This is a genomic window from Streptomyces sp. 11x1, assembly GCF_032598905.1.
In the GTDB taxonomy this organism is placed as follows: Bacteria; Actinomycetota; Actinomycetes; order Streptomycetales; family Streptomycetaceae; genus Streptomyces.
This window is the reverse complement of record NZ_CP122458.1, coordinates 1,625,776-1,642,997: the sequence shown is the minus strand read 5'-3', so window position 1 is coordinate 1,642,997 and position 17,222 is coordinate 1,625,776. Positions and strand designations below refer to the sequence as shown.

Here is a 17,222-nt window from a genome sequence, read left to right as displayed (position 1 = left end):
CGGCACCGCGGTGCCGCATTTCGACCTCGAAGCCGTTCCGCCACTCGAAGGGACCCCTCGTGCCCAGCATCGATCTCACCGGCAAGGTCGCCGTCGTCACGGGCAGTGGCCGTGGCCTCGGCCTGGCCTACGCACAGGCCCTCGCCGCCGCCGGCGCCTCCGTCGTCGTCAACGACATCGACGAGGCCGTGGCCGAGGCGGCCGTGAAGTCCATCACCGAGGCGGGCGGCAAGGCCGTCGCCGAGGTCGTCGCGGTCGGCACGACCGAGGCCGCCGACCGGCTGGTGGGCCGCGCGGTGGAGGAGTTCGGACGGCTCGACATCCTGGTCACCAACGCGGGCATCCTCCGCGACAAGGTGCTGTGGAAGATGTCGGACGACGACTTCGACGCGGTGATCACCACCCACCTCAAGGGCACCTTCACCTGCGCCCGCGCCGCCGCGATCCGTATGCGCGAACAGGGCGAGGGCGGCTCCCTGATCCTCGTCGGCTCCCCGGCCGGCCAGCGCGGCAACTTCGGCCAGACCAACTACGCCGCCGCCAAGGCCGGCATCGCCGCCTTCGCCCGCACCTGGGCGATGGAGCTGGGCCGCGCGAACATCACGGTCAACGCGATCATCCCGGTCGCCGCCACCGCGATGACCGAGACCATCCCGGTCTTCGCCCCCTATGTGGAGGCCCTGCGCGAGGGCACCCCGTTTCCCGACTTCCTGCGCAAGGGCGAGGGCTTCGGCACCCCCGAGGACTGCGCGGCCCTGGTCCCGTTCCTCGCCTCCGAGGCGGCGCGCGGTGTCACCGGCCAGGCCATCGGCATCGGCGGCGACAAGGTGGCACTCTGGTCGCACCCGCAGGAGATCAAGACGGCGTACGCGGACGGCGGCTGGACCCCCGAGGCCCTCGCCGACGTCTGGCCGACCTCGCTGGGCGCCGAGCCGCAGACCGTGGGCATCCCCGCCCCGAAGATCCCGGAGGCGTGATGAGCCCCGCCGACCCCGCCATGAACGTGGACGACCTCGTCGCCATCGACGTCCACACCCACGCCGAGGTGTCCTCGAAGAAGGGCACGTCGTCGCTGGACGACGACCTGCACGACGCCTCCTCCGCGTACTTCAAGGTCGAGGGCAAGCGCAAGCCCACCCTGGAGGAGACGGCCGCCTACTACCGCGAGCGGAAGATGGCCGCCGTGATCTTCACGGTGGACGCCGAGTCCGCGACCGGCACCGAGCCCGTCCCCAACGAGGAGGTCGCCGAGGCGGCCGCCGCCAACGCGGACGTGCTGATCCCCTTCGCCTCCATCGACCCCTTCCGCGGCAAGGCGGGCGTGAAGCAGGCCCGGCGGCTGGTCGAGGAGTACGGGGTGAAGGGCTTCAAGTTCCACCCCAGCATCCAGGGCTTCTTCCCCAACGACCGCTCCGTGGCGTACGACCTGTACGAGGTCATCGAGGAGACCGGCACGATCGCCCTCTTCCACACCGGGCAGACCGGCATCGGCGCCGGCGTCCCCGGCGGCGGAGGCATCCGGCTGAAGTACTCCAACCCGCTGCACGTGGACGACGTGGCCGCCGACTTCCCGCACCTCAAGATCATCCTGGCGCACCCGTCCTTCCCCTGGCAGGACGAGGCCCTGGCGGTCGCCACGCACAAGCCGGGCGTGCACATCGACCTGTCCGGCTGGTCGCCGAAGTACTTCCCGCCGCAGCTGGTGCAGTACGCGAACACCCTGCTCAAGGACAAGGTGCTCTTCGGCTCCGACTACCCCGTCCTCACCCCCGACCGCTGGCTCGCCGATTTCGAGAAGCTGCCGATCAAGGACGAGGTCAGGCCGAAGATCCTCAAGGAGAACGCCGCCCGACTGCTCGGCCTGACCAAACCGTAGAGGACACAGATGGACCTCCCCATGTGCGACGACGGACAGGGGTACACACATGCGCAATGAGGGACTGGGGTCGTGGCCCGCCCGCCGGGCCCGCAAGACCCCGCAGCGCACCGCGCTGATCCACGGCGACACGAGCCTCACCTACGGGGAACTGTACGAGCGCACCACGCGCCTCGCCCACGCTCTGCGCGCCGTCGGCGTACGCCGCGGCGACCGCATCGCCTACCTGGGGCCCAACCACCCCTCGTACCTGGAGACGCTGTTCGCCGCGGGCACCCTCGGCGCGGTCTTCGTCCCGCTCAACACCCGCCTCGCGGGCCCCGAGATCGCCTACCAGCTGGCGGACTCCGGGGCCAGGGCGCTGGTGTACGGCGCCGGGTTCACCGCACTCGTCGCCGGACTGCCGGGCGGCGGGACCGACGTACGGACGTTCGTGGAGATCGGCACCGAGTACGAGGCGCTGCTCGCCGGGGCCGAGACCGACCCCATCGACCAGCCCGTCGCCGCCGACGACACCTGCATCATCATGTACACCTCGGGCACCACGGGCCGCCCCAAGGGCGCGATGCTCACCCACGGCAACATCATCTGGAACGCCGTCAACGTGCTCGTCGACCAGGACGTCATCACCGACGAACGCGCCCTGGTATCCGCCCCGTTGTTCCACACGGCCGGGCTGAACATGCTCACCCTGCCCGTGCTGCTCAAGGGCGGCACCTGCGTCCTGGTCGAGTCCTTCGTGCCGGAGACCACCTTCGACCTGATCGAACGGCACCGGATCACCTTCATGTTCGGCGTGCCGACCATGTTCGACCAGATCGCCCGGCACCCCCGCTGGGCCGACGCCGACCTGTCGTCGCTCAGGATGCTCTCCTGCGGCGGCTCCCCGGTACCGACCCCGCTCATCGCCAGGTTCCAGGAGCGCGGGCTCACCTTCCTCCAGGGCTACGGCATGACGGAGGCCGCCCCCGGCACGCTCTTCCTCGACGCCGAGCACGCCGTGAGCAAGGCCGGGTCGGCGGGCGTACCGCACTTCTTCAGCGACGTACGGGTCGTCCGCCCCGACATGACCCCGGTCGACGTCGACGAGCCCGGCGAGGTGGTGGTCCGCGGGCCCCATGTGATGCCCGGCTACTGGGGGCTGCCCGAGGAGACCGCCGCGGTCTTCGCCGACGGGTGGTTCCGCAGCGGGGACGCGGCCCGCGTCGACGAGGACGGCTATGTCTTCATCGTCGACCGCATCAAGGACATGATCATCTCCGGGGGCGAGAACATCTACCCCGCCGAGATCGAGGACCAGCTCCTCGCCCACCCCGACATCGTCGAGTGCGCGGTCATCGGCGTACCCGACGACAAGTGGGGCGAGGTGCCGCGCGCCGTGGTCGTGCCTCGGGAGGGCGTCTCGCTGGACGCCGACGAGGTGCTGGCCTCGCTCGCCGGGCGGCTGGCCAAATACAAGATCCCGAAGTCGGTCGTCATCGCCGACGAGCTGCCGCGGACCGCCTCCGGCAAGTTGCTGAAGGCACGGGTGCGCAAGGCCTTCGGTACCAACTCCTAGCTAAGGAAAGCTACATGAGCATCACGGTCAACGGTCTCGACGAACTCAAGAAGCTCGCCGGCAGCGACCTCGGCACCAGCGAGTGGATCGAGGTCACCCAGGAGCGGATCAACACGTTCGCCGACGCGACAGGGGACCACCAGTGGATCCACGTCGACGAGGAGAAGGCCAAGGAGGGCCCGTTCGGGGCGCCCATCGCGCACGGTTACCTCACCCTCTCCCTCTTCATCCCGCTGTTCACCGAGCTCCTGGACGTCCAGGGAGTCACCACCAAGGTCAACTACGGCCTGAACAAGGTGCGTTTCCCCTCGCCGGTGAAGGTCGGATCGCGCATCCGGCTGGTCGCCAAGCTCGCCTCGGTCGAGGACGTCCCGGGTGGCGTCCAGATCACGGTGGACGGCGCGATAGAGATCGACGGCGGCGGGAAGCCCGCCGCCGTCCTGCAGAGCCTGTCGCGCTTCTACGCCTGACCGGTCACCCGGTCACCCGGTCACCCGGTCACCCGGTCACCCGGTCACGTCCACGAACACCGGGTTCGAGTAGAACCACGTGTCCTCCCACGGGTCGCCGTCGCCCGGCTCGTGGGGGACCGGGCCGTGCGGGTCGACCGCAGCGCCCAGGTAGCCCGCACCGTTGCGCTTGCCGTCGCTGCCGCGCAGGCGGAGGTAGAACGACTCGTCGCCCGCCGTGACGGGGACGCGCAGCGTGTACGTGCCCGTGCGACCGCTCACGTCCTTGGTGTGGACGACCTTCGTGTCGGGGGCCTGCCATGCGTCCCGGTCCGCCACCGACCCGCGCACCGCGCCCCGGATGACGTCGACGTGGGCCAACTCCGGCAGAATCCCGTGCGGGTTGGCGCGGGACGCCGTCGTCACCGTCACGTTCAGGGTGAGCCGCTCGCCCCTGCGGACACGCAGCCGGCCGCCCAGGGTGACGCCCCGGCCGTGGTCACGGTCGCGCTTGACCCGGACGTCCAGGCCGTCGAGGAGATGGCCGTGGTCGACCCAGACACGGCCCGCGCGCAGACCCGCCATCACCGAGCGGTAGCCGTAGCGGGTGACACCGACGTGGGTGCGGCTGAACTGGCCGGGCCAGAAGTCGCTGCCGGGCTGCGGCGTGTCGGTGTTCACCGGGTCGGGCAGCTTGCCGGTGTTGTCGAAGTTCTGCCCGGTCGGCCAGTCGCCGTTCTTCCAGGTGTCGAAGACGATCCGATGGGCGTCGGAGTTGGTGGTGATCGAGAACAGCCTGCCCTCGGCCAGCATCGCGTCCCAGAGTCCGCCCACGGTCGCCGTCGACCAGTCGAAACCGCCGTACGTGAGGTACGCCTCGGCCGGATAGCCGGGCCAGGACTGGGCGGAGGGCTTGTTCTCGTACTCCCCGCGGATCGAGTTCGTCCCGCGCCAGCCGGGGATCGCCGCGCCCTGGGCGCCGGGCGCACCCTCCATGCCGATCATGATCTCCGGGGCCGCGTCGCGCCAGTTGCGCATCTCGTGCGGGGAGTCGATGCCCAGCCGCATGGGGTGGTTGGCGAGGACCAGCACATCGTCGACGTAGCCCGAACGGCGCTGCCGGGCCAGCCACTTGATCGCCCTGACGGCGTGTGCCTCGTTGCGGGCGGTGTCCGCGCCGCCCACGGACCCGTCCGTGTAGCCCAGCAGCTTGCCGTCGTACGCGCTCTCGAAGCGGGTGAGCAGGTCGACCTCGTGCCGCCCGGGGGTGGTGAAGACCGTGCAGTGCTCGGCGGCCGGGATGTACCACTCCAGACCCTGGAAGATCAGCTGGCGGGGGTTCTCCGCACGGGCTCTGAGGATCTCCTCGTGCTCCAGCGCCGCACCGAAGTCGGTGTGCCCGAAGTTGGAGTGCTCGGTGAACACCATCCAGTCGAGGCCGTACTTCGCGCCCGCGGAGGCCAGCTGGGAGAACGTGTACTTGGCGTCGTGGCTGTAGACGGTGTGGATGTGGTGGTCGCCGACGAGGTAGGCGAGCCGCGGGTCCTCACCCCCGTACGGGCGGGAGGCGGCGGAGGCCGGAGCCGTCAGGGCGCCCGTGGCGCCCATCGCGAAGGCGGCGCCGAACAGGCCCGCGCCGCGCAGGAGTCCGCGCCGTGAGACGCCCTGCGCGTCGAGGTCGGCGGGGGAGACGGACGGATCGGCCCAGGTGGGCAGTTGCTGCTCGGGGGTGCCGGAGAGGTCGGACATGGTCTGTGGTTCCTTCGCGTCTCAGTGGTTCATGAACGACTTGACGGGCAGCGCCCGTTCGACGACGCGGACGTCACCGAGGCGTCCGTGCAGGATCTGGTCGATCTTCCCGGCGTACTCGTAGCCGCCGAGGATCCAGGGCAGTCCGACCGAGGTGAGCCCGACGGCGGTGGCCTTCGGGTTGCGCACCACCGGGCAGCCCTGGACGTAGAGGGTGGTGTGCCGGCCGTCGCTGACGACGGCGAGGTGCCACCACGTCTCCAGCGGGGTCTCCTGACCCCAGTTGGTGGCGATGCCCTGCTGGTTGAGCGGGCGCACCGCCCACTGCGGCTCCCGGTCGTTCGAGAGCGACAGCGTGGCGAGCGGCTCGTCCGGGTCGTCGGCGGTCTTCCCCGCCGCGCCGCCCGTGCCGGTGCGGCCGAGGATGCCGGCCCACGCGTGGTGCGACGGGTCCCAGTCGGCGGGCAGCCGGTAGAACGCCTCGATGGTGTAACCGTCCCTGAACGTGGCCGAGTTCAGGGGCGCACCGTCGACCGTCCGCAGATACGCGCCCGTCAGCGGGGGCTTGCCGCCGTGGAACTCCAGGCTGCCGTGGCCGGGCTGGTCCGGGTGGTGGTCGGCGGACCAGGTGAGGGTGCCGCCGCCTACGGTCACGAGGGTCAGGTCGTTGCCGCGCCCGGAGCGGTCCGGCACGGTGGCGCCGACCTGCGCGCCGTCCCGCTGCCCGTCGAACCGCCAGTAGGCGACCGTGCCGGGTATCAGCATCGTCGACACCGGACGCGAGGCCCGCGCCGGCACCGGCGTGAAACCGGCGAACCGCTTCTCGAAGTCGATCTCGACCGTGAACCGGTCGGCATCGCCGGAGAGTTCGCTCTCCTGCCGCTCCAGTTCGTTGAGCCCCTTGGCTGCCCGGCCCAGGATCCACGGGGAGATCGTCTCCACGTCGATGGTGTTCCGGTCGAGGTCGAAGCGGTAGAGACGGATCATCGCCGCGCCGCCGAAGTACCGGTTCTGGTAGTTCGTGAGGTGGAGATGGACATCGTTGTCAGCGGCGTTCCTGCGGGTCGCGCGCGCCGCCGGCCAGTAGTGCCCGTTGAGGGTGAGGAAGATCTGGTCGTGGTCCTTGATCAGCTGGTCCCACAGCTGCTGCCCGTACGACGAGAGGGAGTCGTCGCCGTCGACGATCTCGTGCGTGGTGAGGACGACCGGAGTCTTCGGGTGGCAGGCCAGGACGTCCTTCGCCCAGGCGAAGCCCTTCGCGGAGAGCCGCCAGTCCAGCGCGAGCACCATCCACTGCCGGCCCCCCGCCTCGAACAGGTGGAAGGAGTTGTAACCGTCAGGGGAGGCGCCCCCGAAGGTCGGCCGGCCCGCGAAGCGGTCGGGTCCGAACTCGTCCAGGTACGGGGTCGCCCCCCGCTGGTCGTCGGTGGAGGAGCGAACGTCGTGGTTGCCCGCGAGGACGCTGTAGCCGACTCCCCTGCGGTCGAGGAGCCGGAAGGCCTCGCCGATCGCCGCGGTCTCCCGCGCGGTGCCGTTCTGGGTGAGGTCCCCGAGGTGGGACAGGAACACGATGTTCTCCTCCGCACCGTGCTCCAGGAGGTACCGCAGGGACGCCGCGACGGGCGCCTTGTCGATGCTCGGCCCGTCGAACAGGTACTGCGTGTCGGGCATGACGGCGAGCGTGAAGCGACGGCTCGTGCGGTCGGGCTTCCAACGCCCGGGCGCCGCCTGCGCCACGACGGGCAGCGAGACGGTCGCCGCGGCGCCCAGCAGGGCCGTCGCGCGCAGGAAGTTACGTCTGCCCGAGCGGGCCTGGGCAGACTCCTGCCCCGGTTCGTGCGAGGTGCACACAGTGACTCCGTAAGAGGTTCGTGGTTCAGAGCGCCCGCACCGTCCACGACCAGCGGTGGACACCCGGGGGAACGAGGTACGGCGGCGAGGTGTCGGGACCGCACGACGCGGTGCCCAGCCCCCGGTGCGCCGCGTCGATGTGGACCACACAGCCGGGCCGGGGCACCAGCTCGTCGTGGTGCGCCACGGCCGCCAGGTCCGCCGCGCGGTGCCGGGTGACCGACACCTGCCGGGGGCCGTCCAGCCGTACCGCCAGGACGTGGTCGCCCCCGGAGAGCGTGAAGTGCCGTACACCGTGCCGGCCCCCGCTCTCCTGCGGCCGCAGATACGGGGTGAACAGCGCGTCCACGGGGGCCGCGTGGTGGCCGACGGGTGCCCCGGCGGCCCGGTCCGGGTAGCTCTCCCAGGGGCCCTGCCCGTACCAGGCCAGGCTGTCGAGGCCCTCGACGGTTTCGAACACCGTGCCGACCCGGGCCACGTCCGTCAGCTCCTCGGGGAGGGCGGCCGTCTCCTCGACGAGCACCCGGCCGTCCACGAGCGCGGTGAACACCTGCTCGTGCTCGACCTGTCCGGCCCCCGTCGACCAACGGGAGCGGACCCGCACGGACGACCCCTTGCGCTCCACGGCGACCGGCTCGCGCTCCATGCGGTCCAGGCCCAGTTCACGCCAGCGCTCGGCCATGCCGCCGAGGACGTCGTTGTCGGTGGGGGCCCGCCACAGGCTCAGGGCCGGCGGGGAGGCGAGCAGCGGGTGCAGCAGCAGCCCGTCCGGGTCCGTCTCCGGCGGCGGGATGTGCCCGAGGTCCTCCTCGGCGCCCACCACCGGCTCGCCCTCCTCAGCCGCGTACCACTGGAGCTGCGGGCTGCACACCTCGGTGCCGCGCGGCGCCCAGGGCTCGTCGCCGGCCGTCGTCACCCGCAGGGTCAGCCAGATCTCGCCGGCCCCGCCCGCCACCTCGGGCCGATCGATTACCGCCGAACCGCCGGGCGGTACGGCGGGCAGCTGGGCCGGGACCGTCCAGCTGCCGCCGTCGGCCGCCGCGAACTCCCACTCGGCGGCCAGCCACGACAGATCGCGGAAGTGCTGCCGGTTGTGCACCCGCAGCACCCGCCAGGTGCCCTCGCCCTCCACCGAAAGCCGCACCGGGGCGGCGATCTCCCGGTGCTCGAACATCACCGGCTTGGGCGTGCGGTCGGGGAACACGACCCCGTCGGCGATGAACGCGCCGTCGTGGATCGTCTCGCCGAAGTCGCCGCCGTAGGCCCAGCGCAGACCGGGGCCGGCGACCCCGTTCTCGTACAGCCCGGCGCCCCCACGCCCGGCCGGTCGTCCGTCGTTCACACGCTGGAGGATGCCGTGGTCCCAGAACTCCCAGATGAACCCGCCCTGAAGACCCGGGGTCGCCTCGATGGCGGCCCACGTGTCGGCGAGGGTGCCGTTGCTGTTGCCCATGGCGTGCGAGTACTCGCACTGGATCAGCGGCCTGGTCTGCCTGCCCGACAGCGCGTGCGCCACGCAGTCCTCGATGGGCGCGTACATCGGACAGGCGATGTCGGAGGCGTCGTCGGTGGCCGCCCAGTCCAGCTTCGCCGCGCCCTCGTACTGCACCGGACGCGTCGGATCGTGCCGTCGCAGCCAGCCCGCCGCCGCGTCGTGGTTCGCCCCGTAGTCGGACTCGTTGCCCAGCGACCAGACGATCACCGACGGATGGTTCTTGTCCCGCAGGACCATGCGGGAGACACGGTCGACGAAGGCGTTCAGATAGCGCGGGTCGTCGGCGATCTCGTGGGCGTGGTCGTGCGACTCGATGTCCGCCTCGTCCACCACGTAGAAACCCAGCTCGTCCGTGAGGTCGTACAGGGCCGGGTCGCCCGGATAGTGGGAGGTGCGGATCGCGTTGAAGCCGAACCGCTTCAGCGTCAGCAGGTCCGCGCGCATGTCCTCCCGCGACACCGTCCGCCCGGTCAGCGGGTGGAAGTCGTGCCGGTTCACGCCCCGGATGTAGACCCGCTCGCCGTTCACCAGCAGGTCCCGGCCCCGGACCTCCACGTCGCGGAAGCCGACCCGGTGGTGCGAGGTGTCGGCCACCGTGCCGTCCGCGCGGTGCAGCCTGACGGTGAGGTCGTACAGCTCGGGGGTCTCGGCGTTCCAGGTCCGCACGCCGGGGACGACCGTGCCCAGCCGGGCCTCGCCGAGGAAGTCGGAGACCCGCTCGTCCTCCGCGTTGAGCCGGTCGAACTCACGGTCCTGGACCAGCGCCAGACCCTCCAGCCCCGGACCGTCCAATTCCCCGCTGACGTGCCACCCGGCGGGCAGCGTGCCCGTCGCCGTGCCCGCCGCCGCGCGCACCCGGCAGTCCACCCGGAGCTCCCCGTCGCGGCGGGCCCGCACGGTCACGTCCGCGAGATGGAGCGGATCTGTGGCGTACAGCAGCACCGGGCGGGTGATGCCGCCCAGCCACCACTGGTCCTGGTCCTCGATGTGCGAGGCGTCGGACCACTTCACCACCGTGAGCCGCACGGTGGCCCTCGCGCCGGGGCGGACCAGCCCGGAGAGGTCGAACTCGGCGGCCAGATGGGAGTCCTTGGAGACACCGGCGGGCCGTCCGTCCACCTGGACGAGCAGCACGCTCTCGGCGGCGCCGACGTGCAGCACGATCCGGCGGCCGGCCCACTCGGCAGGGATCTCGACCTCCCGCTCGTACACGCCGGTCGGGTTCTCGGGCGGGGAGTCCGGTGGGAACTGGGCCCACGGCATCCGGACGTTGGTGTACTGCGGGGGATCCTCCGCCACGTCCAGGGCCCAGGAACCGGGGAGTTCGGCCCAGGACCAGGCGGGTCCCGGTTCCCGCTCGGGCGACGGCAGCAGCTGGAACCGCCACCGGCCGTCGAGCGACACGGCCCCCGCACGCCGGTCCACGGCGTTCATGGGCAGCCGCCCCCAGGAGGTCACCTCGGGCGAGTTCCAGGGGCACAGGGCGAAGAGTGCGTCGGTCATGACCGTTCCGGAGTCGGGGGTGGCGTGAGGGAGGGGGAGGGGGCTGCGGCCGGCCGGGGCAGCACCCGGCCCGGCAGACCCCAGTCGGGGTCGACATGGACGCCGAGCCGGTCCAGCACGGTGGGCGCGATGTCGACGAGAGCGGGCGAGCCCAGCGGGGTGCCGCCGGGGGTTCGGGGGGTGCGGGGGCCGCCGTCCGCGCCGGCCGTGCGACCGGGACTGTACGTGCCGGTCACGCTGTGCGTGCTGTGCGTGCCGCCGATGTTGTGCGCGTCGGCTGTGCTGTGCGTGCTGTGCGTGGGGCTGGGGCTGGGGCTGTGCGTGCCACTCAGGCTGTGCGTGGTGGCCGTGCCGCCAGTGCTGTCCGCGCCGTCCGCGCCGTCCGCGCCGTCCGCGCCGTCCGCGCCGTCCGCGCCGTCCGCGCCGTCCGGGCTGTGCGCGCTGCCTGTGCTGTTCGCGTCGGGCGCGCCGTCTGGATCACCCGGGCCGTCTGGATCACCCGGGCCGCCCGGACCATCCTGGCCGGCCGGACCGTCCGTACCGGGCTTGCCGCTCGTCCTGCCCGCGCTGCCCGCATCGGCCGTCCCCGGCTCCACGGCCCTCGTCGGCTCAGCGGCAGCCCCCGGCCCGACCCCCGTTCCCAGTTCCGCGAGGACGACGAAGATCTCGCGTTCCGCGTGGGTGTCGCCGCCGTGGCCGCCGGTGTCCAGGTGGCCGTGGTCGGTGGTGACCACGACCGTCCAGCGCTCGTCGGCGCGTGCGGGGTCGCGGCGCCGGGCGGCGATCGCGTCCAGCAGTCGCCCGAGGTGGGCGTCCTGGGCGAGAAGCGCCCGGTCGTACGCCGGGCCGAGCGGCCCCGTGGCGTGACCGGCCTCGTCGGTGGCGCCGAAGTACACGAACAGCGCGTCCGGGTCGTCCTCGGAGAGCCAGCGCACGGCGGTGTCGGCGACGAGCCGGTCCGCCTGCTCGTAACCGTCGGACTCCCCGTCGTACCGCGCGCGTTCGCCGACGCCGGGCCCCAGCGTGCCGCGGTCGATCAGCTCCGGCCAGGACACCGCGGCCGCCGTGCGCAGACCGGGTCGCGTGGCGGCGGCCCGGCTGAGGAAGTCGGGGTGGCGGACGTAGTCGGCGCCCTCGAAGTCGTTGCCGGTGACCCCGTGCCGGTCGGGCCACACCCCGGTCAGCACGCTCGACCAGCCGGGACCGGAGTCGGTGTAGGCCATGCTGGTGGACGGCCCGCCCTCGGCCTGGCCGTCCACCTCGCCGTAGGGCAGCAGACCGCTGCCGTGGGCGCCGGTGACCATCAGGCCGTGCAGTACGGGCGCCGTGGCCGAGGAGCGGACGAGCCGGTCGTAGCGCACCCCGTCCATGCCCACCACCAGCACCTTGCCGCGCCCCGGCCGCACGGTCGTCGCGCTCCCGGTGTCCGTCACCGCGCCCCTCCGTCCCGACATCGGCCCACCTGCCCCTGCCCCGCGGTTCAACTGCCCTGGACCGCGCCCTCGGTGGCCCCCGCGATGAAGCCCCGCGCGAAGACGGCGAAGACGATCACCAGCGGGAGGGACGCCATCAGCACACCGGCCATCACCATGCTGTAGTCGGTGTTGTGGCCGACGTTGAGCTGGGCCAGCTCCACCTGGAGCGTGACGTGCTCGGGGTTGGTGAGCACGATGAGGGGCCAGACGTAGTCGTTCCAGGCGCCGACGAACGCGTAGATGGCGAGGAAGGACATCGCCGGCCTGATCATCGGCAGGGCGACGTTCCAGTACTGCCGGAAGAACCCGGCGCCGTCGATCCGGGCCGCGTCCAGCAGTTCGTCGGGCACCCCGTTCTCGATGTACTGGCGCAGCCAGAAGATGCCGAAGGCGTTGGAGAGGGCGGGCCACACCAGTGCCTTGAGCATGCCGACCCAGCCGATCTCCGACATCAGGATGAACTGCGGCAGGACGGCGAGCTGGAGCGGCAGCATCATGAACACCAGGAGCGTGGCGAAGAGGATCCGGCGCCCGGGGAACTCGAACTTGGCGAAGGCGAAGGCCGCCAGGGAGTCGACGAACAGCACCAGGACCGTGGTGACGGACGCGACGACGATCGTGTTGAGCATCGAGCCGAAGAAGTCGACCGTGTCGAGCACACCCCGGATGTTCTCCAGCAGGTGCGAGCCGAAGGTCAGCTTCGGCGGGCTCTTGTAGATGTCCCGGGTGGTGTTGGTCGCCATCACGATCGTCCACAGGAACGGGAAGACCGAGATCACGACGGCGAGGATCAGGAAGACGTGCGCGGACAGGCCCCTGGGGCGGCGCGGCCGCCTCGCGCCGGGGGGCGACTCCTTGCCCGTGGCCGTCGCCGGCCGTGGCGTGACGGCTGTCGTCATGACTTCCTCCCTCGTTGCACGATGCGCCAGTTGATGACGACGAGCACGATGATCAGTACGAAGAAGGCCCACACGATGGCCGCGCCGTAGCCGTAGTCGTTGTCGAGGAAGGCCGATTGGTAGAAGTAGAGCAGCGTGGTCAGACCCGCCTGGCCCGGACCGCCGAGGTTCTGGTTGGCGGCGTTGCTGGCGAAGAGGACCTGGGGTTCGCTGAAGCTCTGCAGACCGTTGATGGTCGAGATGACGACGGTGAACAGGATGATCGGCCGCATGATCGGGATGGTGATCTGGAAGAACGTGCGGATCGGTCCTGCGCCGTCCATCCTGGCCGCCTCGTAGACCGACTGCGGGATGGCCTGGAGGCCGGCCAGATAGATGATCATGTTGTAGCCGGTCCACATCCAGGTCATCAGCAGCGCGATGACCACCTTGATCAGCCACGGGTTGCTCAGCCACGGCACGGGGGAGATGCCGACCGTGCCGAGGATCGCGTTGACCAGGCCGAAGTCGTTGCTGAACACCGCGCCGAAGAAGATCGCCACGGCGACGATCGACGTCACGTTCGGCACGTAGAGGGCGATGCGGTAGAAGCCCTTGAAGCGGCGCACCGAATGCAACAGCGTCGCCAGCACCAGCGCGCCGAAGAGTGTGGGGACGGTCGACAGGACCCAGATCAGCAGGGTGTTGCGGATGGACAGCCAGAAGACCGGGTCGCTCCACAGGAACTCGAACTGCTGGAGGCCCACGAACTCCTTGGTGCCCAGGCCGTCGTAGCGCTGGAAGGACAGGTACAGCGAGTAGAAGACGGGGACGAACGAGAAGACCAGGAAGATCAGATAGAAGGGCGAGATCGCCAGGTACTGCCGCCAGTAGGACAGCACCCCGCGACGAGTGGGCCGAGCGACGCCCGCGGGCGGGGTGCGCCGCGGGCGGAAGCGGGCCGGGCCCGGCCCGCCACGGTGCTCGGGCACCGTGGCGGGACCGGTCACCGGAGGTGACGACACCTCACTTCACCCCCTGTCGCCTGGCGATCTGCTTGGCCTGGGAGACCGCGTCGTTCCAGGCGTCGTCGGGCTTCTTGCCCTTGGCCTCGATGCTGGTCAGCTCGGCCATGAAGGGAGCCATGACCGCGGAGTCGGCGGGCGCCTCGTAGCTGACGGGGATGGCCTCGGCGGCCGGGCCGAAGACCTCGATGATCTTCTGGCCGCCGAAGAAGGCGTCGGGGCCGGTCATCGCCGGCATCGCGTACGTCTCCGGGGAGGCGGGGAAGATGGTGGCGTCGGCGAAGCTCTTGGCGTTGTTCTCCGGGCTGAGGATCCAGCTGATGATCTTGAATGCCTCTTCGGGGTTCCGGCACTGCTTGGGCAGGGTCAGATAGGAGCCGCCCTGGTTGGCCGGTCCGCCCGGGGTCGCGGTGACCCGCCACTTGCCCTTGGTGTTCGGCGCGGCCGATTGGATGTCCAGCGCGTGCCACGCGGCGCCGACCTCGGTGGTCAGGCTCTTGCCGACGGCCGCGTTCCAGCTCTGGTCGTTGATCTTGGCGTCGAGGCCGAGCGTGTAGGCGCGTATCGCGTGGTCCCACGCGGCGCGGATGTGGTCCTGGTCGCCGATGAAGTGGTTGTCCTGGTCGATGAACCGCTTGGTGCCCTGGCCGATCGCGATGCTGAAGACCGAGCCCATGTTGTTGATGAGGAAGGTCCCGGGCAGCGCCTTCTTCAGCTCCGTGCCGAGCGCGAAGTAGTCGTCCCAGGTCTTGGCCTCGGCGGCGACCTTCGCCGGGTCGCTGGGCAGCCCCGCCTTCTCGAACTGGTCGGCGCGGTAGAAGAGCGCGGTGGGGCCGATGTCGATCGGGAAACCGATCTGCTTGCCGTCCTCGGTCTGGGCGAGCTTGGTCTTCCACTCCAGGTACTGGGAGGAGATCTTCTTGAAGCCCAGGTCGTTCAGGTCGAGGAAGCGGTCGGCGTTGGGCAGGAAGGAGGCGATGTCCTCGCCCTTGATGCCGGTGATGTCCGGGACGGAGGAGCCGCCCGCCGCGAGCGTGGTGGTGAGCTTCTGCTTGAAGTCGCCGCCGATGGAGGAACTGGTCAGCTTGATCTGGCTCTTGAAGTGCGTCTTGGCCTCGGCGACCACCTTGTCGCTGAGGGCGCCGCCCCAGTACCACAGGGTGAGGTTCTTGCCGTCCTTGGTGCCGCCGGATTCCGAGCCGCCGCCACAGGCGACGGTCAGTCCGGAGGCCGCCGCGGTGAACACGGCAGCCTGGAGGAAGCCTCTACGAGAAAGGTCCACGGGATACTCCTGTTTGTTCCTGTTCGTGGTACTTCAGGGCTTTGGTGCGTGGGGTCTTTGGGGCCGAGCGGGCGGGGTGACCGGGGCGAAGTGCACCGGTGGGCCGACGTCGGCCGGGATGCGGTCCGCGAGGAAGCCGTAGGCCTTCTTCAGGCCGGGGTCGGTCAGCGAGCGCCACCAGCGCTCGACGCCGTACCAGCCGGGCGCGGCGAGCCCTCCGCCGTGGTGGCCGACGGAGAGTCCGGCGGACAGGACGGCGAACCGCAGCCGTTCCGTCAGGGGCCAGCCGGCGAGGGAGGCGGCGACGAAGCTCGCGCCGAAGACGTCGCCGGCGCCCGTCGCGTCGAGCACGTCGACGTCCAGGGCCGGGACCTCCGCGTACTCCCCGGTCGTCTGGTCCACCGCGACCGCGCCCTCGCCGCCGCGGGTGACCACGGCCACCGGGACCAGCTCGCTCAGGGTGCCGAGCGCGGCGGCCGCGCTGTCGGTGCGGGTGTAGGCCATCGCCTCGGTCTCGTTGGGGAGGAAGGCGTGGCACAGGGCGAGTTGGTCGAGCAGGGCGCGCGACCACCGCTGGGTGGGGTCCCAGCCGACGTCCGCGTAGATGAGCGTGCCGTTCGCGGCGGCCTTGGCGAGCCACTCGCGCGGCTCTGCCTCGATGTGCACGAGCGCGGTGCGCGACTCGGGCGGGTCGCCCATCAGGACGTCCTGCGAGTACGGCGGTTCCTGGCCGTGGGTGACCAGGGCGCGGTCGTGACCGTGCGCGAGGGAGACGGTGACGGGGGTGTGCCAGCCGTCGGCGGTGCGCGAGAGGGAGAGGTCGACGTTCTCCTGGCCGGCGAGGACGTCACGGCAGTACGCGCCGTAGTAGTCGTCGCCGAAGACCGTGGCCAGCGAGGTCCGCAGGCCGAAACGGGCGGTGGCCACCGCCAGGTTGGCGATGCCGCCAGGACCGCAGCCCATGCCGTCGGTCCAGATCTCCTCGCCGGGGGTGGGCGGCTTTCCCAGCCCCGTGAGCACGAGGTCGTAGAAGAGCAGCCCGGTCAGCAGCACATCGGGCCGGTCGTCGTCCACGCGTGCACCCTCTCGTCGAGACTTTCGAGGATCACTCTTCAAAAGTCTTCAATTTCGGTGCACAGATCGTGCGCGCCTCCGAGAGGTTTGGCAAGAGTCGAGCAGAAGTGAGCATAGATTTGCTTGCGAATGACGAGTACTGTTCAGCGCGTGCTGGCAGAGAGACGACACCAACTCATCCTGCGGGCCCTGCGATCTGGCGGGCCGGCGGCGGTCACCGACTTGTCCGAACAGCTCGGTGTGAGCCCCGCCACCATCCGGCGTGACCTCGTCCGGCTGGAGGAGGAGGGGCTGCTCACCCGGGTGCACGGCGGCGCGGTCGTGGACGAGGGCGACCAGCCCTTCGCCGAGGTCGCCGAGGTGCGGGTGGCCGAGAAGGACGCGATAGCGGCGAAGGCCGCGTCGATGGTCCACGACGGCCAGTCCGTGCTCCTGGACATCGGGACCACCGCCTACCGCCTGGCCCGGCAGCTGCACGGCCGCCGCCTCACCGTGATCACCAGCAACCTGGTGGTCTACGAGGAGCTGGCCGACGACGAGGGCATCGAACTGGTGCTGCTCGGCGGCATGGTCCGCCGCGAGTACCGTTCCCTCGTCGGTTTCCTCACCGAGGACAACCTCCGTCAACTTCACGCCGACTGGCTCTTCCTCGGTACGAGTGGAGTTCGCCCCGGCGGACAGGTGATGGACACGACCGTCGTCGAGGTCCCCGTCAAACGCGCGATGATCAGGGCGAGCGACAGGGTCGTCCTGCTCGCCGACTCCGCGAAGTTCCCCGGGACGGGCATGGCGAAGGTCTGCGGCCCCAGGGAACTCGACGTGGTCGTCACCAACGGGCCGGTGGAGCAGGCCACCCGCGCGTCGCTGGAGGAGGCGGGTGTCGAAGTGGTCACACCGTGACCGCCCTTCCGTGCGGCGCGGCTGACACGTGTCGGACGCCTCCGAGCACGGTGGCGGAACGGCCCGGACGAACGGCCTGGACGAACGGTCCGGGCGAACGGCTCGGA

General features: G+C 70.7%; 12 protein-coding genes and 1 pseudogene. 5 read left to right on the top strand and 8 right to left on the bottom strand.

The features are described from left to right. Positions 1-59: 59 nt before the first annotated feature. From P8T65_RS07390 to P8T65_RS07375, 4 genes are read left to right on the top strand one after another with little or no spacing between them, the layout of a single operon-like run. Positions 60-977: an SDR family oxidoreductase gene (locus P8T65_RS07390; RefSeq protein WP_316724559.1), complete on the top strand. Its 918-nt coding sequence runs from the start codon at positions 60-62 to the stop codon at positions 975-977. A gap of 20 nt (positions 978-997) precedes the next feature. Beyond that, positions 998-1,876, top strand: coding sequence for an amidohydrolase family protein (locus P8T65_RS07385; protein ID WP_230214092.1), 879 nt, complete (start codon positions 998-1,000; stop codon positions 1,874-1,876). Between the two features lie 49 nt (positions 1,877-1,925). Further along, a complete protein-coding gene (locus P8T65_RS07380) occupies positions 1,926-3,434 on the top strand; it encodes a long-chain fatty acid--CoA ligase (protein ID WP_316724558.1) in 1,509 nt (502 codons plus the stop codon). A 14-nt stretch (positions 3,435-3,448) separates the two neighbouring features. Continuing rightward, positions 3,449-3,904, top strand: coding sequence for a MaoC family dehydratase (locus tag P8T65_RS07375; protein ID WP_316724557.1), 456 nt, complete (start codon positions 3,449-3,451; stop codon positions 3,902-3,904). A 36-nt stretch (positions 3,905-3,940) separates the two neighbouring features. Here the strand turns inward: P8T65_RS07375 and P8T65_RS07370 are convergent, their stop codons facing one another. The 8 genes and pseudogenes from P8T65_RS07370 to P8T65_RS07330 all read right to left on the bottom strand — a co-directional run bounded on the left by P8T65_RS07370 (position 3,941) and on the right by P8T65_RS07330 (position 16,215). Continuing rightward, positions 3,941-5,632, bottom strand: a complete 1,692-nt coding sequence (locus P8T65_RS07370) for a PHP domain-containing protein (RefSeq protein WP_316724556.1) — start codon at positions 5,630-5,632, stop codon at positions 3,941-3,943. Positions 5,633-5,653: 21 nt separating this feature from the next. Next, positions 5,654-7,483, bottom strand: coding sequence for a LamG-like jellyroll fold domain-containing protein (locus P8T65_RS07365; protein WP_316724555.1), 1,830 nt, complete (start codon positions 7,481-7,483; stop codon positions 5,654-5,656). A gap of 25 nt (positions 7,484-7,508) precedes the next feature. Next, positions 7,509-10,481 carry a glycoside hydrolase family 2 TIM barrel-domain containing protein gene (locus tag P8T65_RS07360; protein WP_316724554.1) on the bottom strand — a complete coding sequence of 991 codons (2,973 nt, stop codon included), beginning with the start codon at positions 10,479-10,481 and terminating at the stop codon, positions 7,509-7,511. A gap of 626 nt (positions 10,482-11,107) precedes the next feature. Continuing rightward, positions 11,108-11,935 (bottom strand): annotated as a pseudogene (locus P8T65_RS07350) (alkaline phosphatase family protein); the annotation flags it as partial. 26 nt (positions 11,936-11,961) lie between these two features. Next, positions 11,962-12,855: a carbohydrate ABC transporter permease gene (locus tag P8T65_RS07345; RefSeq protein ID WP_316724553.1), complete on the bottom strand. Its 894-nt coding sequence runs from the start codon at positions 12,853-12,855 to the stop codon at positions 11,962-11,964. After that, positions 12,852-13,736 (bottom strand): sugar ABC transporter permease, encoded by an 885-nt coding sequence (locus P8T65_RS07340; RefSeq protein WP_316731511.1) that lies wholly within the window; start codon positions 13,734-13,736, stop codon positions 12,852-12,854. Before P8T65_RS07340 ends, P8T65_RS07345 begins: the two co-directional genes overlap by 4 nt. A 124-nt stretch (positions 13,737-13,860) precedes the next feature. Beyond that, positions 13,861-15,141 carry an ABC transporter substrate-binding protein gene (locus P8T65_RS07335; protein WP_316724552.1) on the bottom strand — a complete coding sequence of 427 codons (1,281 nt, stop codon included), beginning with the start codon at positions 15,139-15,141 and terminating at the stop codon, positions 13,861-13,863. A gap of 33 nt (positions 15,142-15,174) precedes the next feature. Beyond that, positions 15,175-16,215, bottom strand: a complete 1,041-nt coding sequence (locus tag P8T65_RS07330) for a carbohydrate kinase family protein (RefSeq protein WP_316724551.1) — start codon at positions 16,213-16,215, stop codon at positions 15,175-15,177. Positions 16,216-16,365: 150 nt separating this feature from the next. On the opposite strand from P8T65_RS07330, the gene P8T65_RS07325 reads away from it, so the two are divergent. After that, positions 16,366-17,115: a DeoR/GlpR family DNA-binding transcription regulator gene (locus P8T65_RS07325; protein ID WP_033529655.1), complete on the top strand. Its 750-nt coding sequence runs from the start codon at positions 16,366-16,368 to the stop codon at positions 17,113-17,115. The last annotated feature ends 107 nt before the right edge of the window (positions 17,116-17,222 follow it).